Source organism: Gordonia metallireducens (assembly GCF_021245825.1).
Taxonomy (GTDB): domain Bacteria; phylum Actinomycetota; class Actinomycetes; order Mycobacteriales; family Mycobacteriaceae; genus Gordonia; species Gordonia namibiensis.
Window position 1 is genome coordinate 220,610 of the sequence record NZ_JAJQJP010000030.1, and the last position, 26,653, is coordinate 247,262.

Below are 26,653 nucleotides of genomic sequence, written 5' to 3' on the forward strand. Positions count from 1 at the left end.
GCCGGAAAGCTTAACCAGTGACCGGACGCGGCAGGTCAGGCGTCCGCGGCGCCGATGCGGGTGACGGCGAACACGAGGTCGACGGCGGCGTCGGAGAGCTGTTCGGGTGTGAGGGCGAGTCGGCCGTCGATGTGGTCGAGGTACAGCGCCACGAGCGCCCCGGTGAGGGCCGAGGAGATCACCGCGACGCGTTCGGGGGCGGGTGAGTTCTCGTCGGCGACCATGCCCAGGACGGCCTGGACGACTCCGGGCACGGTGGCCGCCCGATGCGCGCGGAGGACGTCGTCGGCGAGCGGTTCGCGTAACAGGATGCGGGCCCGCCCCGGCTCGTCATCGAAGAACTCGCGGAAGCCCTCGAGCAGCGCACGGACGCGTCCCCGCCGGTCAGCGGGTCGCTCGATGCCGGAGATCCAGTCGAGGAGCTGTCGGGTGACACGGTCGTACACCGCGGTGACCAGCTCTTCGGTCGAGGAGAAGCTCTCGTAGAAATAGCGGGGACTGAGATTGGCCTCGCGCACGACGGCCCGCATGGTGACCGCGGCGGTGCCACCGGTCCCCAGCAGGGTCTCGGCGACGGCGAGCATCTGCTCGCGCCGGTCGGTGGACCGGTCCTCGAGCGTCTGCCCGCGCCACAGCTTGCCCGAACTCATGTGTTCATCGTCGCATCTGCGCGCCGCGGGACTCATGGCCCACGCGAGCGGTCCGCACGGATCGATACATTGGAGGACTGTAGTGCTTTGACGCGCAGCCCCGCGCACACCAGGAAAGGCCCTCTTCGTGCAGATCACCAGCATCGGTCACGCCGGTTTCCACATCCAGACCAACGCCGGATCGATCCTCTGCGACCCCTGGGTCAACCCCACCTACTTCGCCTCGTGGGTGCCGTTCCCGGACAATTCCGAACTCGACTGGAAAACGCTCGGCGACTGCGACTACCTCTACGTCTCGCATCTCCACCGGGATCACTTCGACGAGAAGAACCTGCGCGAGAACGTCAACAAGGACGCGACCGTCCTGCTCCCCGACTACCCGGTGCCGGACCTGCGTGGTGAACTCGAGAAGCTCGGCTTCACCAAGTTCATCGAGACCACCGACTCGGTGAAGACGACGGTGACGAACGACAAGGGTTCGCTCGACGTCATGATCATCGCGTTGCGCGCCCCGGCCGACGGGCCGATCGGCGACAGCGGCCTGATCGTCTCCGACGGCGAGACGGTCTGCTTCAACATGAACGACGCCCGCCCGATCGACCTCGACGTCATCGGCGACGCGTTCGGTCACGTCGACGTGCACCTGCTGCAGTACTCGGGCGCCATCTGGTACCCGATGGTCTACGACATCCCGCGGAAGTCGAAGGCCAACTTCGCCTCTCAGAAGCGTCAGCGCGGCATGGACCGTGCCCGTTCGTACATCGAGCAGGTCGGCGCGACCTGGGTCGTGCCGTCGGCCGGGCCGCCGATGTTCCTCGACGAGGAGCTGTTCTACCTCAACGACTTCGGCTCCGGCGAGACCGCCGACGTGACCTCGATCTTCCCGGACCAGGAGACCTTCCTGGAGCAGATGCGGATCCACGGCACCGACGACGGCGAGAAGCATCGCGGCCTGATGATGGTCTCCGGTTCGGTCGCCGACTTCACCGGTTCGACGCTGAACGAGGTCAGTCACCCGTACGCGCCGGGCGACGTGTTCGGCGAGAACAAGCGCGCCTACCTCGAGCGGATGAAGGAGAAGTTCGCTCCGGTCATCGCCGCGGACAAGGCCACCTGGGCGCCCGCCGAGGGAGAACCGCTGATCGGCGCACTCCGCGAACTCTTCGAACCGATCATGGCCCAGTCGGACCTGATCTGCGACGGCATCGGCTACCCCGTCGGCCTGGTGATGACCCCGGGTGGTGGTCCGGCGAACGACGCCACCGAGACCGTCGTGCTCGACTTCCCCAACCGCATCGTGCGCGAGCCGAAAGAGGGAGAAGGCAAGTACCGCTACGGTTTCCGCATCGCCACCGAACTCGTGCGCACGGTTCTCCGCGACCACGAGCCGGACTGGGTGAACACCATCTTCCTGTCCACGCGCTTCACCACGTGGCGCATCGGCGGATACAACGAGTACCTCTACACGTTCTTCAAGTGCCTGACCGACGAGCGCATCGCCTACGCCGACGGCTGGTTCGCCGAGGCCCACGACGACTCGGCGTCGATCACCAAGGACGGCTGGGAGATCCAGCGTCGCTGCCCGCACCTGAAGGCCGACCTCGGCAAGTTCGGCGTCATCGAGGGCGAGAAGCTGACGTGCAACCTCCACGGCTGGCAGTGGGACCTGACGTCGGGCCGCTGCCTGACGTCGAAGGGCCACGAGCTGCGCGCGAGCAAGCTCGACTGACGCGATGACGGCGTCCGAACGGACCTACGCCGGGCGGCCGGTCAGCGATCGCGCTGCCGAGCGCCGGCGCCGGTTCCTCGACGCCGCACTCGTCGAGTTCACCGGCCCCGCCGGTTATGCCGGCTCCTCGGTGACCTCCATCTGCCGGGCCGCCGGACTCTCGCGCCGGCAGTTCTACGAGGAGTTCAGCGACCGCGAGGACCTGCTCGTCGCGCTGTACGACGAGATCCAGCACGCGGCCCGCGACGCCGTCGCAGAAGCGTTGGCGGGCATGGCTTCCCGTGATCTCCGGCAGCTGGCCACAGCGGCGATGAGCGCCTACATGACCTCGGTCGGCACCGACCCGCGTCGTGCGGAGGTCTCGTTCGTCCAGATCGTGGGCGTGAGCTCTCGCGTCGAGCAGCACCGCCTCGACGGGCGTGAGGAGTGGGTCGAGTTCTTCGTTGCAGCCATGGCCGACTTCGCCGGGCGCGCACCGAGCGAACGGCAACGCCACCTGGCCATCGCCTATGTCGGGGCGCTCACCGGGCTCGTCCACCGCTGGAGTGTGTCGCCCGACCCGGCACCGCTCGACGACATCGTCTCGGTTCTCTCCGACATCCTGCTCTCGTTCGCCGAGCTCTAGCACCTCACCTGCCCGACGATTGTGCGCCGGCACACATCCATGTATCTTCGCTCGAAGTGTGAGACACAGGCGTCTCACTATCTCGAGGGGGTCTTCATGGGTCGGACATCCGGCAGGAGAACGAGGCATGGCCTGCGACTATTCGTCGGAGCACTGGCCCTCGTTCTCGTCGGCAGCACAGCGCTCGGCGCCGGGACGGCCGCCGCCGTGCCCGTCGCGCCGCCCCTCCCGTTTCCGGTCCCGCCGGCCATCCCCGAGTTCGACGAGGACTTCTACCTACCCCCTGCGTCGGCGCACGCGGACAAGAAGCCCGGCGAGCTGATCGCCGCCCGGCGCGTCCACCTCGCCGCGCTGTCGGTGATCCCGATCAACGTCGACGCCTGGCAGATCTCCTACCGCTCGACCAACACCCGGGGTGAGGCCATCCCCGCGGTCGCCACCGTGCTCAAACCGAAAGGTCCGGCGAAGCCCGGGCCGTCGAAGCTGGTGTCGTGGCAGTCCGCCGAGGACTCGACCGCGCTGTACTGCTCACCGTCGTACGCACTGCAACAGGCCTCGATCCCCGGTCAGCTGACCGGGTCGGTGGACTCCGCCTACGAGGTCCTGCAGATCACGTCGCTGGTCGGTGCCGGCTGGTCGGTCGTGATCCCCGACCACCAGGGACCCGAATCTGCTTTCGCCGCCGGACCTCTCGCCGGACGGATCACCCTCGACGGTATCCGCGGCGCACGCGATTTCGCGCCTCTCGGACTGAAGAAGGACCTGCGGGTCGGGATGATGGGTTACTCCGGCGGAGCGATCGCCACCGGTTGGGCCGCGGAGCTCCACCAGCAGTACGCGCCGGAGCTGCCGATCGTCGGTGCGGCCGAAGGCGGTGTCCCCGCGGATGTCCGGGCCATGGTGGACCTGGCCGACAAGAACGCCGCGTCGGGGCTCATCCTCGCCGGCATCATCGGTGTCAGCCGCGAGTACCCCGAACTCGACCGATTCCTGCAACGCAATCTGAATCCGCTCGGCAAGGCGCTGCTCGCGAGCAAGAATCCGCTGTGCCTGACCTACCAGGCCGCGCTGGCACCGTTCGTGAACATCAAGGGCCTGGTGAACCTACCCGGCGATCCGCTTGGCTACCCGACCCCGCGAAATGTGCTGGGGCAGCTGAAGATGGGCAAGAATGTCCCGCGGTTCCCGATGTTCATCTACCAGTCGAACCCCGACTGGATCGCCCCGGTCGGCCCGGTGAACGACCTGGTGCGCACCTACTGCGCCGACCCGGATGCCAGTGTCCGATACGTCCGCGACCACTTCAGTGAGCACATCTCGCTCGCGATCGAGGGCTTCGCGCCGGGGATCGTGTGGATGCGCGATCGGCTGGACGGCAAACCGGCCGGAATCGGTTGCACCACCACGGATCAGGGTTCGATGGCCCTCGATCCGAAGACCTGGCGGGCGTTCGTGAACCTCGTCGGCAACAACCTGGCCCTGGCCATCAACCAGGAACTCGGTAATCCTCCGCGCCTGCCCTAGGGCACGGCTCCGGCCCGCGCGGCGGGGAGTCGCCGGTGATGTGCACCCCGCATCACCGGCGACCCGGCCGGTTTCAGCCCAGCGATGCGGGGTATTCGTCCCCTCATGACAACTGTGACCGAGATACTCGAGGCACACCCTGTGCGCGACGACATCGACGACGCTGTGCTCGCCGCCTGCATCGAGGCGTGCGCCGAATGCACACAGGCCTGCACCTCCTGCGCGGACGCTTGCCTCGGCGAGAGCGGCGTCGAGCACCTCGTCGAGTGCATTCGTGCCGACCTGGACTGCGCCGACCTGTGTTCCATCACCGAACGAGTGCTGCTCCGACGCACCGAGGCCAGCATCGCGGTGGTGCGGGAGACGCTGGAGGCGTGTGCGGTCGCGTGCCGGGCATGCGCCGACGAGTGCGCCAAACACGCCGACATGCATCAGCACTGCCGGATCTGCGCAGAGGTCTGTCGACGATGCGAAGAGGCCTGCCGCGCCCTGTTACGTGTGCTCGGCTGATCAGGGCCCAAACCCCGCCATCCGCGATCGTTATGGACGCGTTGTCGGCCGGCACGATCCGACGTCGATGGTTGCGGCCGGGCGGGCCTGGGTAGGCAGATGACTACGGTCGAGAGAGGCGCCACATCAGAGGCGCCCTGGTCGAACCCGACAGTGAGGAGAGAAGAACATGGCTCAGTACCGCGTCGTGGATTCCGACGAAAAAGTCATCGAGGAGAAGGATTTCGATGACGCCACCAGTGCATACGACTGGTTCAAGACCGTCGCCGCACCCGAGGACAGCCTCGGCACCGTCATGCAGGTCCATGACAACGGCGAGTGGAAGAACTTCGAGGTGTCCGACGGCGGCACCAACAAGCATCCCTCAGCCGACGCCGAGTGATTCCCGATGCCGGCGGGTGGTTGCCTCAGCAGCCACCCGTCGGCCGTCCGGCGAACCGGTTGTCCAAGAAGCTGAAGGCCTCGACGCTCCAGGGAACGAACGCCTGGGTGTGCGACAGGCCTCGGTACTCGGCGAACGTCGTGGGAACTCCGCGGCGACAATAACTCCCGGCCAGACGCGCGACGTCGGCCGTGATCATCACCCCGTCGCCGGTGCCGTCGGAATTGCCGACACCCAACATCATCGGCGCTCGAGGAGTGCCGAGTGTTCCCATCTCGTTCTGCGAAAGTGCCCGGCGCGCACCGGGAACGCCGAGAATGCCGCCGACCTCGGGCTTGAGTAACTGACGGTCGGTGAGCCCCGGGTAACCGTCGGCGAACTGTTCGATGCACTGCCCGGCCACCTGCCGCAGGATGCGAGTGCCCTTCGGAGACAGGTAGCCGGCCAGCTTCAGGTCGTAGGTCTCGTTGTAGACCGCCATCAACGCCGGGACGACCCCGGCCCAGTCCTTCTTGCCGTTGACGTAGCCCAGATTGTGGATGGGATCGACGACCACTCCGCCGGCGGCTGCTCCGATGATGTTGAGCTCGGGTGCGTACTTCGGCGCCAGTTCCGCACCGAAGCCGGTGGGCACCGATCCGCCGGAGTAGCCGAACAGTCCGATCGGCGTGCGTGCGGGGGCACGGAGTTGACGCAGCGTCGCCCGGAGACCGTCGAGAGCGGCGTACCCGGATTCGCGCGCGATCGTCCAGCGCAGACCACGTCCCTCGTAATCGGGCACCGACACCGTGTACCCGGCGGCCATCAGGCCGGTGACCAAGCTGATGTCGATCGGCCGCTCGGACATGTTGCCGCCGCGCAGGGTGTACGACGGGTCGCACTGCGAGCCCAGCGCGTCGTAGAAGGAGTGGTAGGACACCACGCGACGCGGTGCCCCCGGCCCGACACCCGGCGGTGAGATGACGGTGGTGACCGTCGACGTCGGGTTGCCGAAGTTGTTCGTGCTGCGGTACAGGATCTGCGTCGCGGAGATCGGCACATCCGTTCCGCGCCAACCGAGTTGAACCTGGCGGGTGCGCAGTATCGCACCCGGCGCGTGGTTCTCGTAGCCGCGCGGCGGGACGTAGAAGGGGTCCTGCGACGGCAGTTGACTCGGCGCCGCGACCGGGTTGGGCATCGGCGCGGCGGTTGCCGGTTGGGCCACCAGGCACAGTGAGACCCCCATGCCGATCACAGAGGTCAGCGTCACCAGGAACCGCAGCATCAGGCGCATGAGCAGTAATGATGCCGATGTTGCCGGGTTTTGGACGGCTTCCGGGGCATACCTGGCACAGTTCAGCCGACCGGTGTGCTCTCCCCCGCCCGTTCGACCTCCTCGACGACCGGCGACATGGCGACGACCACCGCGCCGATGACGGCGGCGATGAACGCGACCACTGCGACCGGCCCCCACCCGTCCCGGACGGTGTCGCCGAGGACGACGATCCCGATCACGCCCGGCACCACGGTCTCTCCGACCACCAGCGACGCCGACGCCGCACTCACCGCTCCCTTCTGTAGGGCGACGGTGAACATGTAGAACCCGCCCGGCCCGGCCAGGATGATGGCGTACAGGGCCGGGTCGGTGAAGAGTTCGCCGAGATCGAAGGGGTCGAGGCCGTCGAGGATTCGGACCGCGACGGCAAGTACACCGAACAGGACACCACCGGACAGGCCGGCCAGCACGGCGACCCGGCTCTGCATCCGCGGCAGGATCGCGGCTCCGAGACCGAGGATGATCACCGCCGCGGCGAGAACGGCCCAGTGCAGCCACCATTCGTGCTTGCGTCCCTCGTCGCCCGCGGCGAACCCGAGGAGCACCAGCGCCACCACGACGACGCCGATCGCGATCCAATCGCGCTGCGACAGCTTCGCTTTCAGCACGATCGTCGCCAGCACCACCGTCACCACCAGGTTGGCGCTGACGATCGGTTGCGCGAGGAACAGCGGGATCATCCGCGCCGCGACCATGTTGCCGAGAAAGCCGATGCCGTCCAGCGCCATTCCCGCGATGAACGCCACCGTCAGCATGGCCGCGATGGTCGACCGCAACGACGGCGCCTCACCCGGCCCGGCACCCGTGTCGTCGACGCTCTGCGCGCCACGTGCTTGCAGCACCGAGGCCGTTCCGTAGGCGAGCGCCGCGAAGATGGCGGCGAGGATTCCGATCAGCATCGGATCAGTATCCCCGCTCCGGCCCGAAAATCGGTCAGAGACCGGGACCTTCGGCACGTAAGTTGTCCACCTCGTCCATTGCGGCACGCAATTTGCCCAGCCACTCCTCGGTGTGAGCGCCGACGAGCTTGACCGACCAGGCCAGTGCGTCGGCCCTCGACCGGGCGACCCCGGCATCGACCAGGGTGTCGAGAACGCGCCGTTCCGGCTGACGGAGCCGTGTCATGACCGGTACCGCGAGGTGGGTGAAGAGGACGCGCTCGTCCCCGACGGCGACCCCCCACGAGACCTTCCGGCCGTAGCGGGCCTGCGCCTCGTCGGCGATCGACATCCGTTCGGTGCGGGTGTCCTCGCGGAACCTCGCTGCCCGCCCCTGCGCAGCAGCCCGCGCGTCGGCATCGTCGCTGGTCTCGGGGGGTTCCAGCGTTCCGATGACGGTGATCTCGTCGCGGTCGACGGTGACCTCGGCCGGTCCGGAGAACCACGCGTCGGGTAGGCGGCCGGCGAACCAGGCGGCGGCGTCTCCGGCGTCGGGCAGTTCGGCTTGCTGCCAACCTCCTCGACGACCGCCCGGCCCTCGGCTTCCCTGTTGTGCGTTTCTCATGGCCGCCTCCTCGCGCGCGGGCGTATTACATGATTACAGTGTTACACCCCTTGCAGCGAGAAGTCACGAGCTTACTTGCCGGTCCTCGTCAGGCACTGATCGTGTCGAGCTCGGCGATGTCGTCGTCGGTCAGCTGCAGGCCCGCACCCGTGATGTTCTCTCGCAGGTGGGCGCTCGACGATGTCCCCGGGATGAGCAGGATGTTCGGCGAGCGCCGGAGCAGCCATGCCAGCGCAACGGACATCGGCGTCGTGTTCAACCGCGCGGCGACGCTGGACAGCGCTTCGGACTGCAGCGGCGAAAAGCCCCCGAGCGGGAAGAACGGGACGTAGGCGATGCCGTCGGCAGCGAGCTCGTCGATGAGGGCGTCGTCGTCGCGGTGGGCGAGGTTGTACATGTTCTGTACGCAGACGATCGGGGCGATGGAACGTGCCTCGGCGACCTGCTCGACGGTCACGTTGCTGACCCCGAGATGTCGGATCAATCCTTCGCGCTGCAGGTCGGCGAGCGTTTCCATCCCCTCGGCGATCGAACCCGCCTGCAGCCCCAGCGTGTCGCCCATCCGCATGTTGACGAGGTCGAGAACCTCGACGTCCAGGGCGCGGAGGTTCTCGTGGACCTGTTTACGGAGATCCTCGGGTTCCCGCGCCGGCGGCCAACCACCCTCGGCGTCCCGGTTGGCGCCGACCTTCGTCGCGATGAACAACGACTCGGGATACGGGTGCAGCGTCTCGCGGATCAGGTCGTTGGTGATGCGAGGCCCGTAGGCGTCGCTGGTGTCGATGTGGGTGATGCCCTGCTCGACGACCTCGCGGAGCACGGCGCGTGCCGCGTCGGGGTCGGCGGGCGGACCCATCACCCACGGCCCGGCCAGTTGCATTGCGCCGTAACCGAAGCGCATCACGGTGGTGTCGCCGAGGGTCCAGGTGCCGCCGGGGAGTGCGAGGGAAGCGTTCATGATCATGCCTTTCGTTCGGGGTGGTGAGTCAGTTCTTGAAGAAGTCGAGAAGGTCGGCGTTGATGGTCGCGGCGTTGACCGTGCACATGCCGTGCGACAGGCCGGGATATACCTTCAGCGTCGCGCCCGGCACGAGCTCCACCGACAGTTCGGCGGAGTCGGCGATGGGGACCACTTGGTCGTCGTCACCGTGGAGGATCAGCGTCGGGACGCCGATGGCCTTCAGATCCTCGGTGAAGTCGGTCTCCGAGAAGGCCTTGATCCCGTCGTGATGTGCCTTCACGCTGCCGGCCATGCCCTGACGCCACCAGTTCCAGATGACGCCTTGCGAAACCTCGGCGCCCGGGCGGTTGAATCCGTAGAACGGTCCCGACGCGACGTCGAGGTAGAACTGCGAGCGGTCGCCGGCGACCCCGTCGCGGAAACCATCGAAGACCTCGACGGGCAGGCCACCCGGGTTGGCTTCGGTCTGCACCATGATCGGCGGAACCGCCCCGATCAGAACGGCTTTCGCAACGCGATCGGCACCGTGGCGTGCGATGTAGCGGGCCACCTCACCACCGCCCGTCGAGTGGCCGACATGGATGACGTCGCGCAGGTCGAGATGTTCGACGACCGCTGCGGCGTCAGCAGCGTAGTGGTCCATGTCGTGGCCGTCGCCGACCTGCGTCGAGCGTCCGTGGCCGCGGCGGTCATGGGCGATGACCCGGTAACCCTGCTGAACGAAGAACAGCATCTGGGCGTCCCAGTCATCGGAGCTGAGGGGCCAGCCGTGGTGGAACATGATCGGCTGACCGCTCCCCCAGTCCTTGTAGAAGATCTCGACCTCGTCGGTCGTGGTGACGAATGGCATGGCGGATTCCTGACGGTCGTGCCGCTGAGGGCGTTGGTCGATGACCGCTCAAGCGTCGCCTGCGGGAGGGGTTCGTAGCCTCCGTCAAGTGACTGCATTCCGATTCCTGCACCGACTCAGGTCAGTAGGACTTCAGAAGGGCGGAGGTCCGTCCGTCTGCTGACGTCGCTCGCGTTCCCGCTGGTTGCGGGCACGTTCGGCTCGCCGGCGCGCGTGTTTCTGTGCGAGCCGGTTGGGTGTGGGCGGGGTGTCGTCGCCCGTGATCACCCGTGGTGTCGGTGGGGCCTGGGGTGGTTGTTCGTAGCGGATTCGACGCAGGTTCGGGAATGAGTCTTCGAGGTTTTCGGCGTCGCCGTTGATGACGAACCCTTCCGGGGTGCGGTATTCGGTGACCAGGTGGCCGTCGTCGTCGCGGTACTGGGTGTCGACCCAGTCGCCGAAGGTCTTGTGCAGGTGTCCGAACCGGCACTTGGCGTTGAGGTTCTCACTCGACGTCGACCCGCCCTGGAGAGGATCGGTGTGGTCGTATTCGGTGACGTGGTCGAGATCGGAGTCGAAAGCCGAACATCCGCAACCGGGTTCGGTGCAGTAGCCGTCACGAACCCGCACGAAGTCCGCGCAGGCAGTGGTCGGCCGGTACGGATCGGCCGATTGCGCACCGGGATAGACGATCACCGCATCACTCGAGGAGGTGCCGGCCGAGTCCTCGGCGACAACGCGCGCCGGTGGTGTGCGTACCGGGGTGACGGGTTTGATGGTTGCGTCGGGTCGCTGGGCGAGGTCGCGGACGTGCTTGTCGGAGACGATCCCGTGGCCGTCGACCCAACCGATCCCTGGTGCCCCGGCGAGAGTGGCGGCGTCGGTGACGACGTGGATGACGGCCTCGGTGCTCACCGCCCGGACCACCTTCGCCGGGTCGGGGATCTCGGCGTCACACTCCTCACGCCCGCACTGGCAGTCGAAGACGGTGCCGGTCAACAGTGCGAACATGGCATCGGAGTTGCGCTGGTTACGGTTGCGGCCATCGTGGGCGCAGACGGTGTCGGCGAGGGCTTTCACCGCTTTCGCGGCGATGCGTATGTTCTCCGCAGCCATGACACCGGTGATCTCACCGGTGCCGTCGGTGAAGTTCTCGATCCACATACCGCGCTTGTCGAGGGCCTCTTTGCGCCGTTCCCGCACCGCATCGGGGTCGTGACGAAAGACCAGCCGGTCGACCATGTCCCGGAGCTTCGCTCGGGTCCAGGCACCCTTGCGGTGGCGCAGGATGGATTCGATCTCGGTGTCGAGCTCAGCGATGACCGCGGCGTCGGAGATCAGGTCGGTACGCGAGATCACCGTTTGGATCAGCTGCCGAGACAGGATGCCATCACGCAGGGTGGTCAGCACTTTCGGTAACCGGTCGCGCAGGGCAAGGGCTTCACCGACCCACTGATCGGCTTGGTAGCGGGTGATGGCGGCTTCGCGGCACACCCGGGTGACCATCTCGGTGTAGCGGTCGATGAAGAACCCGCCACTGGTGTGGATGACGAGTTGGTCGTAGACGGTGACGATCGATTCATACCGGCACCACGCCAGATACGCTTCGCCGTGGCGGATCGCCCGCAAACGTTCCATATGGGTTGCGGTGTCGGATGATTCGGGGTGGGCAGGATCGACTCCGGCGAGGAACCCGCCCGGTAGATCGGTCCACATGCTCACGCTGCCCCCACAACGTCTACAGCCCAACCTGGATGGCCGGATCTGTACCCACCAATCTAGATCACCCCACCGACAAACACGGATCCCCATCCACAAGGGGCCGGTAGACAACACCCTGTGCGGCAGACGGTTACATCATTCTCGGTCGGTATCCGCCGCGGCGTCGAGCGCATCGCGAAGCGCTGCCCGCGAGGCGATCCCGAGTTTGGGGAACACCCGGTACAGATGCGACGAGACGGTGCGTGGCGACAGGAACAACCGCTCGGCGATCTGCGGGTTCGACAGACCCGACGCCGCAAGTCTCGCGACCTCGAGTTCCTGCGGGGTGAGTTTCGACCCGGACTGCGCCCGACTCATCCCCGTGGCACGCAGCTCGGTGTTCGCACGGTTCCCCCATGAACGAGCGCCGATGTCGGTGAACAACTTTCGCGCGGTGTCCAACTGATGTCGAGCATCACGAGACCGGCCCTGGCGACGAAGAACCTCACCGTATGCGAGGTGCACTCGACCGGTCTCGAAGGGCCACTGGTCCACGTCGGAGATCGCCAGTGTCTCCTCGTGTACCCGTACGGCCTCGTCGGGTTCTGACGCCATCGCCACACACAACCCGGAGATGAGAGCCAACCGCGACGAGATGTGTTCGAGGCCGGCCCTACGGAAGGCTTCGGCGTGGGCACGGGCGTCGTCGATCCGCCCGGTACGCACTGCGGCCTCGACGAGATCCGCTGCAGCCCAGACTGCCTCGGGGTTGAACCGGTCGAGCTCACCGGGCGCACACACCTCTGCGGCGTGGCGGTAGGCCGTCTCGAAGTCGGCGACTCCGAGTGCCGCCCTGGCCCTGGCGAAGTGGGCACACTTCACGAGCCGGTGCACCCGGCGCGGACCGGACCAGCCCCAGATCCGCTCGCAGTGCTCGATGGACTCGTCGAGGTCTCCGCGCTCCGCGGCAGCCATCGCCGCGGCATAGTGCCCCACCTGGGCCCACAACGGGTACCCGGTCTTCTCTGACAGTGCGATGAGCTCCGCGGCGGCATCCGACGCCGCCGAAAGCCGCGCAGCATAGAGATGGTCGAGGGCGAGGTAGATGAGACCGGGCATGCTCGATCCGACCGCCCCGCCGTCGCGGATGACCCGCGTGACGGACTCCCGACAACCGGGTAGGCGATCGACGTAGGAGGCGACCAGCGCGGTGCGGATCACGATGTCGGTGTCGGTCTCATCGCGCAGACGGTCGATCGCCGCGTCGAGGCGCCGCAGCTGCTCGTTGTCCATCGAACCGAGATCATGGTGGACGCGGGCCAGCGTGGCTGCGGATGCCGGTGACGGGTCGGGGAATCGCGCGACGAGGTCCATCAACGGCTGCCAGTACTCGCGACCGCCGAGATAGTCGGCTGCGAGGGTGAGAGTGAAGAGAGCGTCCTCGACGTCGCCGGTGCGCGGACCGTCGACGGATGTCGCGGCCTCGAGCGCCGGCATCAACATGGTGTACGCGGTGTCGGCGTCACCCTCGGTGACGAGGATGAGAAGCGCGGCCGCCGCAGTGGCGCCGATAGGTTGACCTCCGGGAACTCCCTTGATCGCGTGCAACAGTTCATGAGAGGTGTCGAGTTCACCGGCGATCCAGGCGGCCACATAGGCGGCCTGCGACAACCGCCGCCTCCCCTCTTCGGCGTCCGGGCTCAGCTCCGCCGCCCGGCGCAACATCGCAACCGCGCCGCCGGGATCGCCTCGGCGCAAGCTGGTCTGGGCCGCCACCTCGACCACCGAGGCCACCGACTCGTCAGGCGTGGTCGTCGACTTCGCCAAGTGGACACCACGGCGGTCGGGGCGGTCGACCAGCACGTCCGCGAGGCGCCGGTGCGCGGCGCGGCGCTGCTCTGCGGTGGAACCGTCGACCACCGCCGACCTGACCAGCGGATGCCGGAACCGCATCGTGTGATCGTCCTCTGCGACGATCACCAGGTGATCGCGTTCGGCCGGGGCCAGGTCGTCGAATCCTTCGGGCGCACCTGCTGATTGGAGGATGCGGAGATCGCCAGAACCCTCGAGGGCGGCCAGCAGGAGCAGATCGCGGGTCCGCTCGGGTAGCCGACGGATCCGAGCGCTGAAGAGTGCGTTGACATCTCGGGCCGGCCCACCCACCCAGCCGGCGCGCTCACCCGATGCGCCCGTGGTCCCGGCGAACTCGAGCAGTGCGAGCGGATTGCCCTGCGCGTTGTCGGCCACCGACGACAGCACTCTTCTGGGCAGATGAGCGAAACGACGCGTGAGAAGGCGGAGGGAGTCCGCATCCGTCAGTGGGGCGACATCCAGTTCGGCGACGCCGGTCGGCCGGAATGCACCGTCGGGTCCCGACCGCCGGGCCGCGAGAACTCCGATCCGCCGCCCGTGCACCCGCCGGGCGATGAAGCCGATCGCGGCGATGCTCGGTTGATCCACCACGTGCAGATCATCGATCACGAGTAGAAGAGGATCGTCGGCCGCGGCCTCGGCGAACAAACCCAACGCGGCGTTCAGAACCGCTATCTGACTGGGCGCGTCACCGTCTCCGAGACCCAACGCCACATCGAGAGCCGCGCGCTGGGACTCCGGTAGACGGTCGAGCTCGGCCGCCAGCGGGAGGACCAGCTGATGCAGGACGGCGAAACCGAGCTCGGACTCGAATTCGATACCGCTCCCGCGGATGACGCGCATACCCGCGTCGACCGCGGTGTCAACGGCGGCGTCGAGCAGAGCGGTCTTGCCGACTCCGGGATCGCCGGTGAGCAGCAAGGCGGCGCCATCGTGCCGGGCGTCGTCGAGAAAGTGTCGGAGCGTGGCGAGTTCGGCGTCCCGCCCGACCAGCCCCGGTCGCGCATCACCCATGGCTGCCATTCCCCGACCTGTATCCGTCCTACCCGAAGACCACGTCCTGCCGCTGTCCAGATCGCAGTATCCCACCGGACCCAGATGCCCGAATCCGTGCCACCCCGGTGCTCGAATCTGCGCCAACAAGTCCACCGGTCGGGACAGAACCGACATGTGCTGGTCCAATCGATCTTTCCGATGTCGGAGTTGGTCGAGACAGGAAGGTCCAAGCCGATGAGCGTTGAGACGCGGGTCGACGACACCCAGGAACCGCGGGCTGGTCGACAGGAATGGCTGGGACTCGGCGTCCTGGCCACCGGCCTGTCGATGATCGTCGTCGACGGCACCATCGTGAACGTCTCGCTACCCGTCATCATCGACGACCTGAAACTCGATCTCACCGATGCGCAGTGGATCAACAGTCTCTACTCGGTGGTCTTCGCCGCCCTGCTGCTGTCCGCCGGCCGGCTCAGTGACCGGGTGGGACGCCGACTGCTGTTCATCGTCGGTGTGGGTGTGTTCCTCGGCGGCAGCCTCCTGGCAGCACTGGCCGACAACTCTGCGACCCTGATCTTCGCCCGACTCGTCCAGGGCATCGGCGGCGCATTCGTGCTGCCGTGCACATTGTCGACCGTCAACGCGACGTTCCGGGGCCGTGACCGGGTGATCGCCTTCGCGATCTGGGGATCGGTGATCTCCGGCATGGCGGCCATCGGACCGTTGCTCGGCGGCTGGCTCACCACCGACTTCTCCTGGCGCTGGATCTTCCTCGTCAACGTTCCGATCGGCATCCTCGTCGTCATCGGCGCGATGCTCGTGGTTCCCGAGACCAAGGCCGAGATCTCCGTACCGGGACTCGACATCGTCGGACTCCTGCTCAGCATGATCGGTTTCGGTGCCCTGATCTTCGCCCTCATCGAAGGCCAGAGCATCGGATGGTGGACGCCGACCGCCGACCTGAAGCTCCCCGGCATGACGTGGTCGACCGACGCACCCGTGTCCGCGACACCGGTCATGGTCGTGGTCGGTCTCGCGGCACTCGCGGCGTTCGTCGTCTGGGAACGCCATCGCGCCCGGGTGCAGCGATCCGCGATCCTAGACCTGTCCCTGTTCCGGTACCGCACCTTCAGCTGGGGCAACTTCACCGCGACCACGGTCGCGATCGGCGAGTTCGGTCTGCTGCTCGTGCTGCCGCTGTTCCTGGTCAATGCGTACGGTCTCAGCACCCTCGGTGCCGGTTACGTCCTGGCGGTGATGGCGCTCGGCGCGTTCGCATCCGGTGGCGCCGCCCGGCACGTGGCGGGCCGTTTCGGAGCGCCGCGGACCGTGATGATCGGTCTCGGCCTCGAGGTGATCGGCGTCCTGGCCTTCGCCTTCTACCTGCGTCCCTCGTCGTCCGCCTGGGTGCTGGCGCTGCTGCTCGCCGTCTACGGCGCAGGCCTCGGACTCGCGTCGGCCCAGCTGACCGGTACGGTCCTCGTCGACATCCCCACCGAGGAATCGGGCCAGGGCTCGGCGACCCAGAGCACGGCACGCCAGCTCGGTGCGGCACTCGGCACCGCGATCCTGGGCACCGTCCTCTCGCTGGGTCTCGCGCACAGCCTCACGGATCGACTGGAACCGGTCGCGCTGCCGCCTCAGGTGTCGGCGCCACTCGTCGACGCCACCCGCGATTCCGCCGGCAGCACCATCCCGGGCATCCGCGACGAAGGTGATCGCGGCCGGCTCGGAGCCGAGGGCCCAGAGGTCGCCGACGCCTTGTCGGACGGTTTCGCCGACGCCACCCGCTGGTCGCTGTTCGTCGCCGCAGGCTTCCTGTTCGCCGGTCTCGTGACGTCGACCCAGTTGCAGACCCGGCGTCGTCCCGGGAGTCAGTGAGGCCGGCCCACCTCCCGCGGCGGATGTCCATACCCGCGAGGCGCATTCGTGGCGTCAGCGGTCTCCACCGCGGTGACGGCACCCGACGACGCGAGCACCACTCCCCCGCCGACCGCCGCGGCGAAGGCGACGATCGCGACCGGTCCCCAGCCCGCGCGCGTGACGTCGCCGAGAAAGGCGATGCCGACCGCGCCCGGGAGCACCGTCTGCCCGACGACGAGAGCTGCCGCGGCGCCGTTCACCGAGCCGGTCTGCAGTGCCACGGTGAACAGGTAGAAGCCGCCGATCCCGCTGAGCAGCAACCCATACAGAGCCGGGTCTGTGAACAGCACGGTGAGGTCGAGGGGGTCGATGCCGTCCAGGATTCGAGACGCCACCGCCATCACACCGAACACCGCGCCGGCGATGAGACCGGTGACCGTGGCGATGTGGGTCTTCAAGCGGCGCATCACGATCAGGCCGAGGAGGATCAGCGCGGGCCCGGCGACCAGCACGGCCCAGCGCATCCATGCGGTGTGGTCCACCCCCTCGCGGCCTGCCGACACCGCTAGCAGGATCAACGACGCCACGACCACCGCACCGGCGATCCAATCACGCATGGTGAGGCCGACTTTCAGCACGACCATGGCGAGCAGTGCCGTGGCGACCAGCCGGGCCGAGATGATGGTCTGCGACAGGAACAGCGGGATGAGCCGCGCCGACATGATCGTCGCGATGAACCCGATGATGTCGAAGACGAACCCCACCAGGAACGGCACCGTCAGCATGGTCAGCGCGGTGGACTTCAGCGACGGGTGGGCCGCCGCGGACCGTCGACGCTCCTCACGGATGGCGGCGCGCTGCGAGACCTGCTCGGCGCCGAGCGCCTGCAGGACGGCCGCGGCGGCGAACGCCAGCGCACCGATCACCGCGATGACGATCCCGCTGGTCATGACGCAGGCTCAGATCAACGGGGTGTGAGAACGTCGGTGCCGACGAACTTCGCGAGCTCGGGCGGCAGTTTCACCGAACCGTCGGGCTGCTGGTGGTTCTCGAGGATGGCCACCAGCCAGCGGGTCGTCGCGAGCGTGCCGTTGAGCGTCGCCGCGGTCTGCGGCTTCCCGTTCTCGTCTCGGTAGCGGATCGAGAGGCGACGGGCCTGGAACGTCGTGCAGTTCGACGTCGACGTGAGCTCCCGGTAGGTGTTCTGCGTGGGAACCCATGCCTCACAGTCGAACTTGCGCGCGGCCGACGACCCGAGATCGCCACCGGCGACGTCGATGACGCGGTAGGGCACGTCGATCGCGGCCAGCATGTCCTTCTCCCAGCCCAGCAGACGCTGGTGCTCGGCCTCGGCGTCCTCGGGCTTGCAGTAGATGAAGCCCTCGACCTTGTCGAACTGGTGCACGCGAATGATGCCGCGGGTGTCCTTGCCGTAGCTGCCGGCCTCGCGGCGGAAGCAGGTCGACCAGCCGGCGTACCGCTTCGGACCGTCGGACAGGTCCAGGATCTCGTCCATGTGGTAACCGGCGAGCGGCACCTCCGAGGTGCCGACCAGGTACAGGTCGTCGTCCTTGTCGAGGTGGTAGACCTCGTCGGCGTGGGCGCCGAGGAAGCCGGTGCCCTCCATGACCTCCGGCCGCACCAGGACGGGCGGGACCATCAGCGTGAAGCCGTTGGCGGCAGCCTTCTGCGCGGCCATGTTGAGCAGGCCGAGCTGCAGGAAGGCGCCTTGTCCGGTGAGGAAGTAGAACCGCGAACCCGACACCTTGGCGCCGCGTTCCATGTCGAGCAGGCCGAGCGACTCACCCAGCTCGAGGTGATCCTTCGGGTTCTCGATCTCGCGGGGCTCACCCACGTGCTCGAGGACCACGTAGTCGTCCTCGCCGCCGGCGGGAGCCTCGGGCGCGACGATGTTGGAGATCGCGCGGTGCGCCTTCGCGGCGGCCTCGTCGGCCTCGGACTGACGCGCGACCGCGGCCTTGACCTGCTCGGCGAGTTCCTTGCCCTTGGCGAGCAGCGCCTGCTTCTCGTCGCCCTGCGCCTTACCGACCTGTTTCCCCAGAGCCTTCTGCTCGGATCGCAACGTGTCGGCGTCGACGATGGCCGCACGACGGGCCGCGTCGGCATCGAGCAGGGCATCCACCAGGCCGGGATCCTCGCCGCGGGTGCGCTGCGAGGCACGGACCAGATCCGGGTCGTCACGAACAATCTTCAGGTCGATCACGCCTTCAAACCCTACTGGAGCGCGCGATGCGAACCCGATCACGCCACCGAAGTGAAACCCGGGCCCGGCCCGCGGGTCAGCTCCAGAGCGCCCGGAGATCGTCGCGACCGAACATCGCGGCGGCGTCGGCGGCCGACGGGGTGCCGCCGAGCGGGTCGGCCCCGGCGTCGACGAGCAGCCGGACCACATCGTCGAATCCCTTGAACACCGCACCGGCCAGCGGGGTCTGCCCGCGGTCGTTGGCGAGGTCGGGATCGGCGCCGCGAGACAGCAGAACCGTGACTGCCGATGCGTGGCCGTGATAGGCCGCGAGCATCAGCAGCGAGTCGCCGGACTGGTTGCGCAGGTTCACCGGCACCCCGGCGTCGACGTACCCGCCCAGCGTGGCGGCGTCGCCGGAGCGGGCCATCTCGAACAGTCGGGTGGCCAGTTCGACCAACTCGGGGTCCGGTGGGGCGTCGGGGCCGGGTGCGGGAGAGGAATCGGCGGGCATCACCGAGAGTGTAGGCAGCCCTCGCCGCGCGACCCGTTGTCCGCATCGGCTGATGCGGGTGTGCCCGGCCGGATCGACCAGGCATGATGGATCCCGATGAACGAGCCCGACCCTGACCGCGACCAGCCCGACCACGACGCGCCCGACGCCATCGACGACGACTTCACCGCCGTCGATCCGGTCGAACCGCGCGACGAGCCGGTCCAAGCCGCCACCCGGCCCCCGCGGTCCGCCACGCGCAATCCCGTCTTCGTCGTCCTGGCCGCCATCGTCGTCGGCGCACTCGTCGCCGGCGGTATCGCCTTCGCGATGGGAGTCTTCGACGACTCCGGCAGCGTCGGCGGCAGCAAGGTCGGGGAAGGTGAACGCCTCGTCCAGAACGCCTTCACCCAGTCGGTGGCCGGTGACTGTCTGGACTGGCCCGAGGGCAACCCCGGACAACCGACCGCGGTCGAATGCGCGCAGAAGCACCGCTTCGAGGTGGCCGGCGGCATCGACACCTCCCTCATCCCCGGCGTCGAGTTCGGCGAGGACGCGCTGTGGCCCGGGCCCGATCGCTTCGCCGCCATCCGCGACGAACAGTGCCCGGTCATCGTCGATCAGTACCTCGACGGCCGCCTCGACCCGCAGGGCCGCTTCTCGGTCGGCATGATGTACCCGTCGCAGGCCCAATGGGACAAGGGCGCCCGGCAACTCCGTTGCGGAATCCAGGAGGACGGCGCCGACGGTCAGCCCGTGCAGTTCTCCGGCCGCGTCGCCGACCAGAACCAGTCGTACGTGTGGCCCGAGGGAACCTGCATCGGCATCGACCAGGAGAACCGCAACCCCACCGGGTTCCCGGTGAACTGCGCCGAGCCGCACGCCTTCCAGACCACCGGCATCGTCGACCTCGCGGTCCGCTTCGGCGACCGGATGTCGAACAAGCCGTGGCCCGCGACCGGCGCCCAGAACAACTACCTCGGCACGATCTGCCCGAAACAGGCCGAGCGCTTCGCCGGTGGCGCAGATGCCCTCGACAAGACCACTCTCAACGTGCAGTGGTCGGTCCTCAGCGAGCCGAGCTGGCTCGCCGGCAGCCGAAAGGTGGTCTGCTACCTCGGTCTGCCCGACAAGCGCGGCGGGTTCGCCACCCTCGTCGGTGACGCCAAGGACGGAGCGGTGCTGATCAACGGCAAGGCGCCCGTCCCGCCGCCCGCCGCTCCGCCCGGTCGCGCCCTCCCGACGCCGGTGCCGCTCCCGCCGGGAATCGCGCCGAACCCCGACCAGGCCCCCGCCCCGGCGGGCTGACCCATGGCCGTACCGATGTCCGACGACGAGTTCGACGGGCTGGTCTCCGACGCACTGGACACCATCCCGTCGGAGCTCACCGGTGCGATGAACAACGTCGTCATCCTCGTCGAGCCGTACAACCCCGAGGAACCCGACATCCTCGGGCTCTACCAGGGTGTGGCGCTGACCCTGCGCGACCACGACTACGGCGGATTCCTGCCGGACACGATCACGATCTACCGGGACCCGATCCTGGCCATGTGCAATTCGCGCGACGAGGTGGTGCACGAGGTGGCGGTCACCGTCATGCACGAGATCGCCCACCACTTCGGGATCGACGACGCCTGGCTGCACGCCAACGGCTGGGGCTAGAACCCGCCCCGGAACCCCAGGTCAGATGGGATGTTTCATCGTGGCCGGAATGCGGAATACCGAGATTCCGATGTCCAGCCCACATCCAGGAGTTCCGCCATGTCCACCGACGCCATCGTCATCCTGAAGGACGACCACAAGGAGATCCGCAAACTCTTCCGCGACTTCAGGTCCCAGGGCCCGAACGCCACCAAGACCAAGGGCAAGATCGTCGACAAGATCATCGAGGCCCTCACCGTGCACACCTACATCGAGAACGAGTGCATGTATCCCGAGATCCGCAAGCGTGTGCCCGATCTCGAGGACGACATCCTCGAGTCCTACGAGGAGCACCACGTCGCCGACGTCCTCGTCGTCGAACTGGCCGCGCTGAAGCCGGATTCCGAGCGGTTCGACGCCAAGACGACCGTGCTGATCGAGAACGTCGAGCACCACATCGAGGAAGAAGAGGACGAGTGGTTCCCGAAGGTGCGGGAAGCCCTCGGCCGCAAGGATCTCCAGGAGATCGGTGAAGAGATGCTCCGACTCAAGGAGAAGGCACCACGACGCCCGTCTCAGCCGTCGGCGTTGAAGAAGACGGTCGACGCGATCATCAAGTAGCTAGCCCATGGGGTCGTCGACCAGCGGCTCGTCGACCCGTTCGAACGGTGCGGTCTCGGCTCCCCAGCGGTGGCAGACCCAGATGCCGTCGGAGTACTCGAGTTCGATCGAGCCGGTGTTACCGAGGTGCGTCGCCGCGGCGAATCGCGAGTCGATGCCGGCCAGGCGCGCCGCGATGAGGCGGATCGCCGCACCGTGGCTGACCAGGAACACATCGCGCGGTTCGGTTCCGGTCAGGTACGAGCGGGCGAGGTCCTCGACCGTCGGGATGTAGCGGTCGTAGACCATGGCGAGCGACTCCCCGCCGGGGATGCGCACGTCGAGGTCACCGGCATGCCACTTCTCCATGACGTCGTGGAAGACGTCGTGGGCCCCACGGTCGCTGCGATCCTCGAGCTCACCGGCCTGGACCTCGTGTACGCCGTCGACGGCCTCGGTGTGGACGTCCCACACCGTGCTGATCAGTTCGGCGGTCTGCCGGGCGCGCCGGGCCTCCGAGCTGAACAGGACCGCCTCGCGTTCCGGTCGATTCTCCAGACCGAATCGAACACCTTGTCGCGCACCGAAATCGGTGAGCGCGGCGCCCGGCAGCGCGGTGTCGAGCCGGCGCATGACGTTCGCGGTGGTCTCACCGTGCCGGACGAGATGCAGGCGCGCCATCAGACCTCTCCCTGTCGCAGCGATTCGATCCAGGCCAGCGACTCGGCGTGGTCGGGTGGCGCCGATCCCGTCGTCCGTACCGCGGGCCACGAGCCGAGGTAGACGACCCGTTCGCACCGGCGGTGCAGCGCCGCAAGGGCTTCCGCGACCGCGGCGTCGTCGATGTGGCCGACGGCGTCGAGGAAGAACCGGTAGCGCCCGGCGATGGCCCGGCCTTCCGCCTCGTCGCGCTGCGGTCGGGATTCGATGCGCGTGAGATCGATGCCCCGCGAGGCGAATTCGTTCATCGCATTCATCAGGCTGCCGGGCTCGTTGGACAGGTCGAGGATCACCGACGTGCGGTCGGTGCCGGTCCGGCGCGTCGGGGCCGCGGGGCGTCCGAGGACCAGGAAGCGCGTGGTGGCCTCCCTCGCGTCGCAGACGCCGTCGGCGATCACAGTCAGATCCGACAGCCTCGCGGCGAGACCGGTCGTCACCGCGGCGTCGGCCTTGCCGGACGCGACGTCCAACGCAGCCGCGGCATTCGATCCGGAGGTCACGAACTCCGCGTTCGGGAAGAGCTTGGCCACGGACTGCCGGACCTGCGCGGCGGCCACCGGATACGCCGCGAGGGTGCGGACGTCCTCCGGGGCGAGCGGGCCGTTCGCGGCGATCGCGAACGCGATGTCGAGGACGGTCTCGGCGAACACCTGCACGCGCCCGTCGGTGGACCGCGCCGGCGGTACGAGGGCGTCCATCGTCACCGGGACCGATCCCTCGAGCGAACTCTCGATGGGCACACAACCGTAGTCGGCCTCGCCGCTGCGCACCATCGCGATGGCGGCAGCCGGGCTCGAGGCGTCGAGCTTGGTCACGTCACCCGAGAGGTCGAGACCCCCGAGTGCGGGGTCATGGGCGGCGATGGCCGCGTCGAGTGCCATCTCGGTGAAGGTTCCGGGCGGGCCGAAGTAGGCGATCACAGGCACCACACGAGCCTAGTGGACGCGCGTGACCACACCGGACAGGCCGCAAGGCCCGGAAGCCGACGGTCCGAGGACCCATTGACGATCGCGCCACCCGTATTTAGGTTAGGGTTACCTTTCAAGAGCCGACGAGCACCGCAGCCGCCCGCGCCGACCGGAGAGACAACATGACGCGTACGACGACCGACCGACCCACGGATGCCGAGATGATCCAGACGGCCTGCCGCCGAGGGGGCTCCGCCATCCTCGCCATCGAGGGCGCCGACACCACTCCGATCGACGTCATCCATCTGTTCGAGTCACAGGCCTTCGTCCTCGTCCCCACCGACGGCGAGGCAATGGCGGCCGTCCGCGGCGCCGAAGGCACACCCGCGATGCTCGAGGTCACCGACTGGGCGCCCATCGACCTGCGCGAACGAGTCCGTTCGGTCATCTGGCTCAACGGCACGCTCCACGAGGTCCCCCGCGACCTCGAACGCGACCTCGCCATCGAGATCGCCGGCGAACACCCCGACGACGGCCTGCTCGACATCGGCCACGGTGCGTCGATGCTCCGCCTCCAGGTCGATTCCGCAGTGCTGGCATCGAGTTCCGGCGCGACGTCGGTGCCGGCCGCCGAACTGGCCGACGCCCAACCCGATCCGTTCTGGGAGTGCGAGGCCGGCTGGCTCGAACACCTCGACGCCGACCACGCCGACCTCGTCGGTCAGCTGGCCCGCAAGCTGCCCACCGACCTGCGCCAGGGCCGCGTACGTCCTCTCGGCCTCGACCGTTTCGGCATCCGCTTCCGGATCGAGGGCCTCGACGGCGACTCCGACGTCCGCCTTCCGTTCCCCCGCCCGGTAGCCGACGTCTTCGAGCTGTCCCGGGCTCTCCGCAACCTCGCGGGTTGCCCGTTTCTGAATTCGATGCCCGACTGACGCTCGCACCTCAGGGAGCGAGGGGTTCTAGGCTGACCGGCATGCCTCTGTGCGAGTACCTGCGGCCGTCGCCCCACGACCTCCCGGTCGTCACCGACCGCGTCGAGCGTCGCGGTCTGATCGCCGAACTCGTCATCGTCGGCGTCCTGACGTTCGCGTTCTCCGCGGTCTCCGCCGCGCTCGCACTCCTCGAAGCCCAGTTGGCCGGCGGCATCGGCGGGACGACCGTCGCCCTCAACCCCAGCCGCTCCGACCTCGCCCTCATCGACGCCGCACGTCAGGTCCTGAGCATCCTGCGACTGTTCGCTATCGCCGCGCTCGGCGTGTACCTGCTGTGGCGCAGCGGACTCGGGCTGTCGCGCGTCGGGCTCGGCCGCTGGACCCCGCGCCGCGACGTGCCCGCGGGACTCGTCCTCGCCGCCGTCATCGGCATCCCCGGTCTCGCGCTGGTCGCGGTCGCCCGCGCCTTCGGACTCAACGCGAGTCTCGTACCCAGCCAGGCGGACACCTGGTGGGAATGGCCCGTGCTCATCCTCATCGCGATCGGCAACGCGGCCGCCGAGGAGATCGTGGTGGTCGCCTACTTCATCACCCGACTCCGCCAGCTCGGCGTCTCGGACACCCGGTCGCTCGCCGCCAGCGCTGTCCTCCGCGGCGGCTACCACCTGTACCAGGGCTTCGGCGCCGGTCTCGGCAACGTGGTGATGGGCGTCGTCTACGGCCGCTTCTACCAGGTCACCGGCCGCGCCTGGCCACTCGTCATCGCCCACGGCGTCATCGACGTCGTCGCCTTCATCGGCTACGCGCTGCTGCGCGATCACCTCTCCTGGGTCGGCTGATCCACGGAACCGGTCAGTCGCGTGCCTCGGTGTGCTTACCCGAACCGGTGGCACGGGCCAGACCGAAGAGCGCCAGACCGACGAGCATCAGAATGCCTGCGCGCAACCAGGTCTCGGCACTCTGCTGGGTCAGCAGCACGATGCATGTCACGATCGCCAGCACCGGCACGATCGTCCACGCCCGGAAGTGATCGGTGTCGGCGCGGTCGCGTCGGAGCACCAGAACCGCGATGTTGGTACTGAGGAAGACGAACAGCAGCAGCAGAACGACGGTCTCGGCGAGCGCGGCCACCGAACCGGTCGCCGAGAGCACCATCGCGATGGCGGTGGTGGCAATGATCGACGCCCACGGCGTACGACGACCCGGCAGGACCTTCGCCAGTGCCGAGGGCAGCAGTCCGTCGCGGGCCATCCCGAACGTCAGACGCGACGCCATGATCATCGTGAGCAGCGCACCGTTGGCCACCGCGATCAGGGCGATCAGCGAGAACAGCTTGTCGGGTACACCGACGTCGGCGATGGAGACCACCTCGAGCAGCGGACCCGACGAGCCGGCGAGCTCATCCGGCGCCACCACGATCGAGACCGCGAGGCCCACGAGCACGTAGACGACACCCGCGGTGATGAGCGCGCCGAACAGTGCCTTCGGGTAGACCCGCCGCACGTTGCGGACCTCCTCGGCCACGTTCGCCGACGTCTCGAAGCCCACGAACGAGTAGTAGGCGAGCAACGCCGCACTCAGCACCGCCAGCGCGGGGGTCGTCGAACTGTCGAACTCGAACACGCGATGCGGTTCGCCGTCTCCCCGGCCGAGGACAACCGCGGCCAGGACGACGACGAGCACCAGACCCGACACCTCGACGACCGTCATCACGACGTTCGCGCGCACCGACTCGCTGATGCCACGCGCATTGAGTGCCGCGATCGCGAGCAAGAAGACGAGGGCGGTGGCGGTCGTGGGCACGTTCAGGAAGGTCTTGAAATAGTCACCGGCGAACGCCAGCGCCAGACCCGCGGCGCTCGTGACACCGGCGGCCAGCATGCAGAACCCCACCAGGAACGAGACCAGCGACGACCGGTAGGCCTGCTGCGCGAAGACCGCGGCGCCGCCGGCCTGGGGGTATTTGGTGACCAGCTCCGCATACGACCCCGCCGTCAGCAGCGCCATGACCAGGGCCACCACGAGCGGCACCCAGATGGCCCCGCCGACCTCGCCGGCGATCTCGCCCACAAGTGCATAGATGCCGGCGCCCAGCACGTCGCCGAGGATGAACAGGAACAGCATCTTGCCGGAGATCGCGCGCCGGAGCGGAGTGCGATCGTCACCGGTCTCGGTGTCGGGCCGTGCGGCCACATCGTCGGTCATGGCGACCCGGATACCCCGTCGCGGGCCGATCATTCCTGTGATCTGCGTCGAATCCGTGCCGAACACCGGTGGATGCGTACATTGGTTGGGATGAACGAGCAGGACCCGCCGATCATTCGGCGCGGTCGACCGGGGCCACAGGTACCGCCCGGGCGGCCGGCGGGGGGCATACCACCACGTCAGGGGCCTCCGCCCGGTGCACCCCACCGCCCCCATCCGCAGGGTCCCGCTCCCGCCGCACACCCCCAGGCCATGCCGCGAATCCCCGCGCAGGGTCCCCCACCGCGTCGGGCGCCCGGCCCTGCCCCGGCAGCCGGCCCCGCCCCGGGTAAGGGCGCTGCACCGGGCCAGTACGCCCCCACCCAGAAACCCGAACCGATCCCGGCCGGCGAACGCCGAGGTGACCGCGGCCGGTCATCGACGCGTCCGCCCGCACCGCCCGCACCGCCCGCCGCCGGTCCCCCGCCCGCCGCCAAGCCGCCGCGTCCCCG

The 26,653-nt window shown here is 68.0% G+C and carries 25 protein-coding genes and 1 pseudogene; 12 read left to right on the plus strand and 14 right to left on the minus strand.

Annotated elements, in window-relative coordinates; genetic code table 11:
• Window positions 1-35: 35 nt before the first annotated feature.
• Window positions 36-650: a TetR/AcrR family transcriptional regulator gene (locus LQD00_RS12395; protein WP_232717515.1), complete on the minus strand. Its 615-nt coding sequence runs from the start codon at window positions 648-650 to the stop codon at window positions 36-38.
• A 127-nt stretch (window positions 651-777) separates the two neighbouring features.
• Here LQD00_RS12395 and LQD00_RS12400 point away from each other — a divergent pair, with 127 nt between their 5' ends.
• The 5 genes from LQD00_RS12400 to LQD00_RS12420 all read left to right on the plus strand — a co-directional run bounded on the left by LQD00_RS12400 (window position 778) and on the right by LQD00_RS12420 (window position 5,420).
• Window positions 778-2,379, plus strand: coding sequence for a Rieske 2Fe-2S domain-containing protein (locus LQD00_RS12400; RefSeq protein ID WP_232717516.1), 1,602 nt, complete (start codon window positions 778-780; stop codon window positions 2,377-2,379).
• A 4-nt stretch (window positions 2,380-2,383) separates the two neighbouring features.
• Entirely contained in the window at window positions 2,384-3,004 is a 621-nt protein-coding gene (locus LQD00_RS12405) for a TetR/AcrR family transcriptional regulator (protein ID WP_232717517.1), read from the plus strand.
• A 96-nt stretch (window positions 3,005-3,100) separates the two neighbouring features.
• Window positions 3,101-4,528 carry a lipase family protein gene (locus tag LQD00_RS12410; RefSeq protein WP_232717518.1) on the plus strand — a complete coding sequence of 476 codons (1,428 nt, stop codon included), beginning with the start codon at window positions 3,101-3,103 and terminating at the stop codon, window positions 4,526-4,528.
• 105 nt (window positions 4,529-4,633) lie between these two features.
• The gene (locus LQD00_RS12415) at window positions 4,634-5,038 is read left to right on the plus strand and encodes a four-helix bundle copper-binding protein (protein WP_232717519.1); all 405 of its coding nucleotides are present in this window, start codon (window positions 4,634-4,636) and stop codon (window positions 5,036-5,038) included.
• Between the two features lie 169 nt (window positions 5,039-5,207).
• Window positions 5,208-5,420 (plus strand): hypothetical protein, encoded by a 213-nt coding sequence (locus LQD00_RS12420; protein ID WP_006867044.1) that lies wholly within the window; start codon window positions 5,208-5,210, stop codon window positions 5,418-5,420.
• Window positions 5,421-5,445: 25 nt separating this feature from the next.
• On the opposite strand, the gene LQD00_RS12425 is transcribed toward LQD00_RS12420, so the two are convergent.
• The 7 genes from LQD00_RS12425 to LQD00_RS12455 form a co-directional block, all read right to left on the minus strand.
• A complete protein-coding gene (locus LQD00_RS12425; protein ID WP_232717520.1) occupies window positions 5,446-6,693 on the minus strand; it encodes a lipase family protein in 1,248 nt (415 codons plus the stop codon).
• A gap of 62 nt (window positions 6,694-6,755) precedes the next feature.
• Window positions 6,756-7,634, minus strand: coding sequence for a hypothetical protein (locus LQD00_RS12430; RefSeq protein ID WP_232717521.1), 879 nt, complete (start codon window positions 7,632-7,634; stop codon window positions 6,756-6,758).
• 34 nt (window positions 7,635-7,668) lie between these two features.
• Window positions 7,669-8,238, minus strand: a complete 570-nt coding sequence (locus tag LQD00_RS12435; RefSeq protein ID WP_232717522.1) for a hypothetical protein — start codon at window positions 8,236-8,238, stop codon at window positions 7,669-7,671.
• Window positions 8,239-8,326: 88 nt separating this feature from the next.
• Window positions 8,327-9,202 carry an aldo/keto reductase family oxidoreductase gene (locus LQD00_RS12440; protein ID WP_232717523.1) on the minus strand — a complete coding sequence of 292 codons (876 nt, stop codon included), beginning with the start codon at window positions 9,200-9,202 and terminating at the stop codon, window positions 8,327-8,329.
• A gap of 22 nt (window positions 9,203-9,224) precedes the next feature.
• Entirely contained in the window at window positions 9,225-10,049 is an 825-nt protein-coding gene (locus tag LQD00_RS12445) for an alpha/beta fold hydrolase (RefSeq protein ID WP_006867039.1), read from the minus strand.
• A 132-nt stretch (window positions 10,050-10,181) separates the two neighbouring features.
• Window positions 10,182-11,744, minus strand: coding sequence for an HNH endonuclease signature motif containing protein (locus LQD00_RS12450; protein WP_232717544.1), 1,563 nt, complete (start codon window positions 11,742-11,744; stop codon window positions 10,182-10,184).
• Window positions 11,745-11,885: 141 nt separating this feature from the next.
• On the minus strand, window positions 11,886-14,624 hold the full coding sequence (locus LQD00_RS12455; protein ID WP_232717524.1) for an ATP-binding protein: 2,739 nt from the start codon (window positions 14,622-14,624) through the stop codon (window positions 11,886-11,888).
• 207 nt (window positions 14,625-14,831) lie between these two features.
• On the opposite strand from LQD00_RS12455, the gene LQD00_RS12460 reads away from it, so the two are divergent.
• Window positions 14,832-16,475 carry a DHA2 family efflux MFS transporter permease subunit gene (locus LQD00_RS12460; RefSeq protein ID WP_232717525.1) on the plus strand — a complete coding sequence of 548 codons (1,644 nt, stop codon included), beginning with the start codon at window positions 14,832-14,834 and terminating at the stop codon, window positions 16,473-16,475.
• On the opposite strand, the gene LQD00_RS12465 is transcribed toward LQD00_RS12460, so the two are convergent.
• The 3 genes from LQD00_RS12465 to LQD00_RS12475 all read right to left on the minus strand — a co-directional run bounded on the left by LQD00_RS12465 (window position 16,469) and on the right by LQD00_RS12475 (window position 19,174).
• Window positions 16,469-17,407, minus strand: coding sequence for an EamA/RhaT family transporter (locus tag LQD00_RS12465; RefSeq protein WP_232717526.1), 939 nt, complete (start codon window positions 17,405-17,407; stop codon window positions 16,469-16,471). The two genes, LQD00_RS12460 and LQD00_RS12465, sit on opposite strands and share 7 nt — an antisense overlap.
• A 14-nt stretch (window positions 17,408-17,421) precedes the next feature.
• The gene (serS, locus tag LQD00_RS12470; RefSeq protein WP_006868059.1) at window positions 17,422-18,681 is read right to left on the minus strand and encodes a serine--tRNA ligase; all 1,260 of its coding nucleotides are present in this window, start codon (window positions 18,679-18,681) and stop codon (window positions 17,422-17,424) included.
• A gap of 76 nt (window positions 18,682-18,757) precedes the next feature.
• Entirely contained in the window at window positions 18,758-19,174 is a 417-nt protein-coding gene (locus LQD00_RS12475) for an ankyrin repeat domain-containing protein (RefSeq protein WP_232717527.1), read from the minus strand.
• A gap of 96 nt (window positions 19,175-19,270) precedes the next feature.
• On the opposite strand from LQD00_RS12475, the gene LQD00_RS12480 reads away from it, so the two are divergent.
• The 3 genes from LQD00_RS12480 to LQD00_RS12490 all read left to right on the plus strand — a co-directional run bounded on the left by LQD00_RS12480 (window position 19,271) and on the right by LQD00_RS12490 (window position 21,415).
• Complete coding sequence (locus tag LQD00_RS12480; protein WP_232717528.1) at window positions 19,271-20,461, plus strand: septum formation family protein; 1,191 nt, start codon at window positions 19,271-19,273, stop codon at window positions 20,459-20,461.
• A 3-nt stretch (window positions 20,462-20,464) separates the two neighbouring features.
• A complete protein-coding gene (locus LQD00_RS12485) occupies window positions 20,465-20,815 on the plus strand; it encodes a metallopeptidase family protein (RefSeq protein ID WP_005199266.1) in 351 nt (116 codons plus the stop codon).
• A 99-nt stretch (window positions 20,816-20,914) separates the two neighbouring features.
• Window positions 20,915-21,415: a hemerythrin domain-containing protein gene (locus LQD00_RS12490; RefSeq protein ID WP_006868056.1), complete on the plus strand. Its 501-nt coding sequence runs from the start codon at window positions 20,915-20,917 to the stop codon at window positions 21,413-21,415.
• Here LQD00_RS12490 and LQD00_RS12495 read toward each other — a convergent pair whose 3' ends face one another.
• Together LQD00_RS12495 and pheA are read right to left on the minus strand one after the other, a co-directional pair.
• Window positions 21,416-22,075, minus strand: coding sequence for a histidine phosphatase family protein (locus tag LQD00_RS12495; protein ID WP_232717529.1), 660 nt, complete (start codon window positions 22,073-22,075; stop codon window positions 21,416-21,418).
• On the minus strand, window positions 22,075-23,043 hold the full coding sequence (gene pheA, locus LQD00_RS12500; RefSeq protein ID WP_232717530.1) for a prephenate dehydratase: 969 nt from the start codon (window positions 23,041-23,043) through the stop codon (window positions 22,075-22,077). Before pheA ends, LQD00_RS12495 begins: the two co-directional genes overlap by 1 nt.
• 161 nt (window positions 23,044-23,204) lie before the next feature.
• On the opposite strand from pheA, the gene LQD00_RS12505 reads away from it, so the two are divergent.
• The gene (locus LQD00_RS12505; protein ID WP_232717531.1) at window positions 23,205-23,957 is read left to right on the plus strand and encodes a DUF2470 domain-containing protein; all 753 of its coding nucleotides are present in this window, start codon (window positions 23,205-23,207) and stop codon (window positions 23,955-23,957) included.
• A 41-nt stretch (window positions 23,958-23,998) separates the two neighbouring features.
• Window positions 23,999-24,796, plus strand: a complete 798-nt coding sequence (locus tag LQD00_RS12510) for a CPBP family intramembrane glutamic endopeptidase (RefSeq protein WP_232717532.1) — start codon at window positions 23,999-24,001, stop codon at window positions 24,794-24,796.
• A gap of 13 nt (window positions 24,797-24,809) precedes the next feature.
• On the opposite strand, the gene LQD00_RS12515 is transcribed toward LQD00_RS12510, so the two are convergent.
• A complete protein-coding gene (locus LQD00_RS12515) occupies window positions 24,810-26,162 on the minus strand; it encodes an APC family permease (protein ID WP_232717533.1) in 1,353 nt (450 codons plus the stop codon).
• Window positions 26,163-26,414: 252 nt separating this feature from the next.
• Here LQD00_RS12515 and LQD00_RS12520 point away from each other — a divergent pair.
• Window positions 26,415-26,653 (plus strand): annotated as a pseudogene (locus LQD00_RS12520) (LCP family protein); the annotation flags it as partial.

What these genes read in the sequence shown, in the direction of transcription:
- LQD00_RS12485 (WP_005199266.1), top strand. Translation starts at nt 20,465, where the DNA reads ATGGCCGTACCGATGTCCGACGACGAGTTCGACGGGCTGGTCTCCGAC.
- LQD00_RS12440 (WP_232717523.1), bottom strand. Translation starts at nt 9,202, where the DNA reads ATGATCATGAACGCTTCCCTCGCACTCCCCGGCGGCACCTGGACCCTC.
- LQD00_RS12510 (WP_232717532.1), top strand. Translation starts at nt 23,999, where the DNA reads ATGCCTCTGTGCGAGTACCTGCGGCCGTCGCCCCACGACCTCCCGGTC.
- LQD00_RS12410 (WP_232717518.1), top strand. Translation starts at nt 3,101, where the DNA reads ATGGGTCGGACATCCGGCAGGAGAACGAGGCATGGCCTGCGACTATTC.
- LQD00_RS12480 (WP_232717528.1), top strand. Translation starts at nt 19,271, where the DNA reads ATGAACGAGCCCGACCCTGACCGCGACCAGCCCGACCACGACGCGCCC.
- LQD00_RS12435 (WP_232717522.1), bottom strand. Translation starts at nt 8,238, where the DNA reads ATGAGAAACGCACAACAGGGAAGCCGAGGGCCGGGCGGTCGTCGAGGA.
- LQD00_RS12465 (WP_232717526.1), bottom strand. Translation starts at nt 17,407, where the DNA reads ATGACCAGCGGGATCGTCATCGCGGTGATCGGTGCGCTGGCGTTCGCC.
- LQD00_RS12425 (WP_232717520.1), bottom strand. Translation starts at nt 6,693, where the DNA reads ATGCGCCTGATGCTGCGGTTCCTGGTGACGCTGACCTCTGTGATCGGC.
- LQD00_RS12420 (WP_006867044.1), top strand. Translation starts at nt 5,208, where the DNA reads ATGGCTCAGTACCGCGTCGTGGATTCCGACGAAAAAGTCATCGAGGAG.
- LQD00_RS12515 (WP_232717533.1), bottom strand. Translation starts at nt 26,162, where the DNA reads ATGACCGACGATGTGGCCGCACGGCCCGACACCGAGACCGGTGACGAT.
- LQD00_RS12395 (WP_232717515.1), bottom strand. Translation starts at nt 650, where the DNA reads ATGAGTTCGGGCAAGCTGTGGCGCGGGCAGACGCTCGAGGACCGGTCC.
- LQD00_RS12495 (WP_232717529.1), bottom strand. Translation starts at nt 22,075, where the DNA reads ATGGCGCGCCTGCATCTCGTCCGGCACGGTGAGACCACCGCGAACGTC.
- LQD00_RS12415 (WP_232717519.1), top strand. Translation starts at nt 4,634, where the DNA reads ATGACAACTGTGACCGAGATACTCGAGGCACACCCTGTGCGCGACGAC.
- LQD00_RS12405 (WP_232717517.1), top strand. Translation starts at nt 2,384, where the DNA reads ATGACGGCGTCCGAACGGACCTACGCCGGGCGGCCGGTCAGCGATCGC.
- LQD00_RS12430 (WP_232717521.1), bottom strand. Translation starts at nt 7,634, where the DNA reads ATGCTGATCGGAATCCTCGCCGCCATCTTCGCGGCGCTCGCCTACGGA.
- LQD00_RS12445 (WP_006867039.1), bottom strand. Translation starts at nt 10,049, where the DNA reads ATGCCATTCGTCACCACGACCGACGAGGTCGAGATCTTCTACAAGGAC.
- LQD00_RS12490 (WP_006868056.1), top strand. Translation starts at nt 20,915, where the DNA reads ATGTCCACCGACGCCATCGTCATCCTGAAGGACGACCACAAGGAGATC.
- LQD00_RS12475 (WP_232717527.1), bottom strand. Translation starts at nt 19,174, where the DNA reads ATGCCCGCCGATTCCTCTCCCGCACCCGGCCCCGACGCCCCACCGGAC.
- LQD00_RS12460 (WP_232717525.1), top strand. Translation starts at nt 14,832, where the DNA reads ATGAGCGTTGAGACGCGGGTCGACGACACCCAGGAACCGCGGGCTGGT.
- LQD00_RS12450 (WP_232717544.1), bottom strand. Translation starts at nt 11,744, where the DNA reads ATGTGGACCGATCTACCGGGCGGGTTCCTCGCCGGAGTCGATCCTGCC.
- LQD00_RS12505 (WP_232717531.1), top strand. Translation starts at nt 23,205, where the DNA reads ATGACGCGTACGACGACCGACCGACCCACGGATGCCGAGATGATCCAG.
- LQD00_RS12455 (WP_232717524.1), bottom strand. Translation starts at nt 14,624, where the DNA reads ATGGCAGCCATGGGTGATGCGCGACCGGGGCTGGTCGGGCGGGACGCC.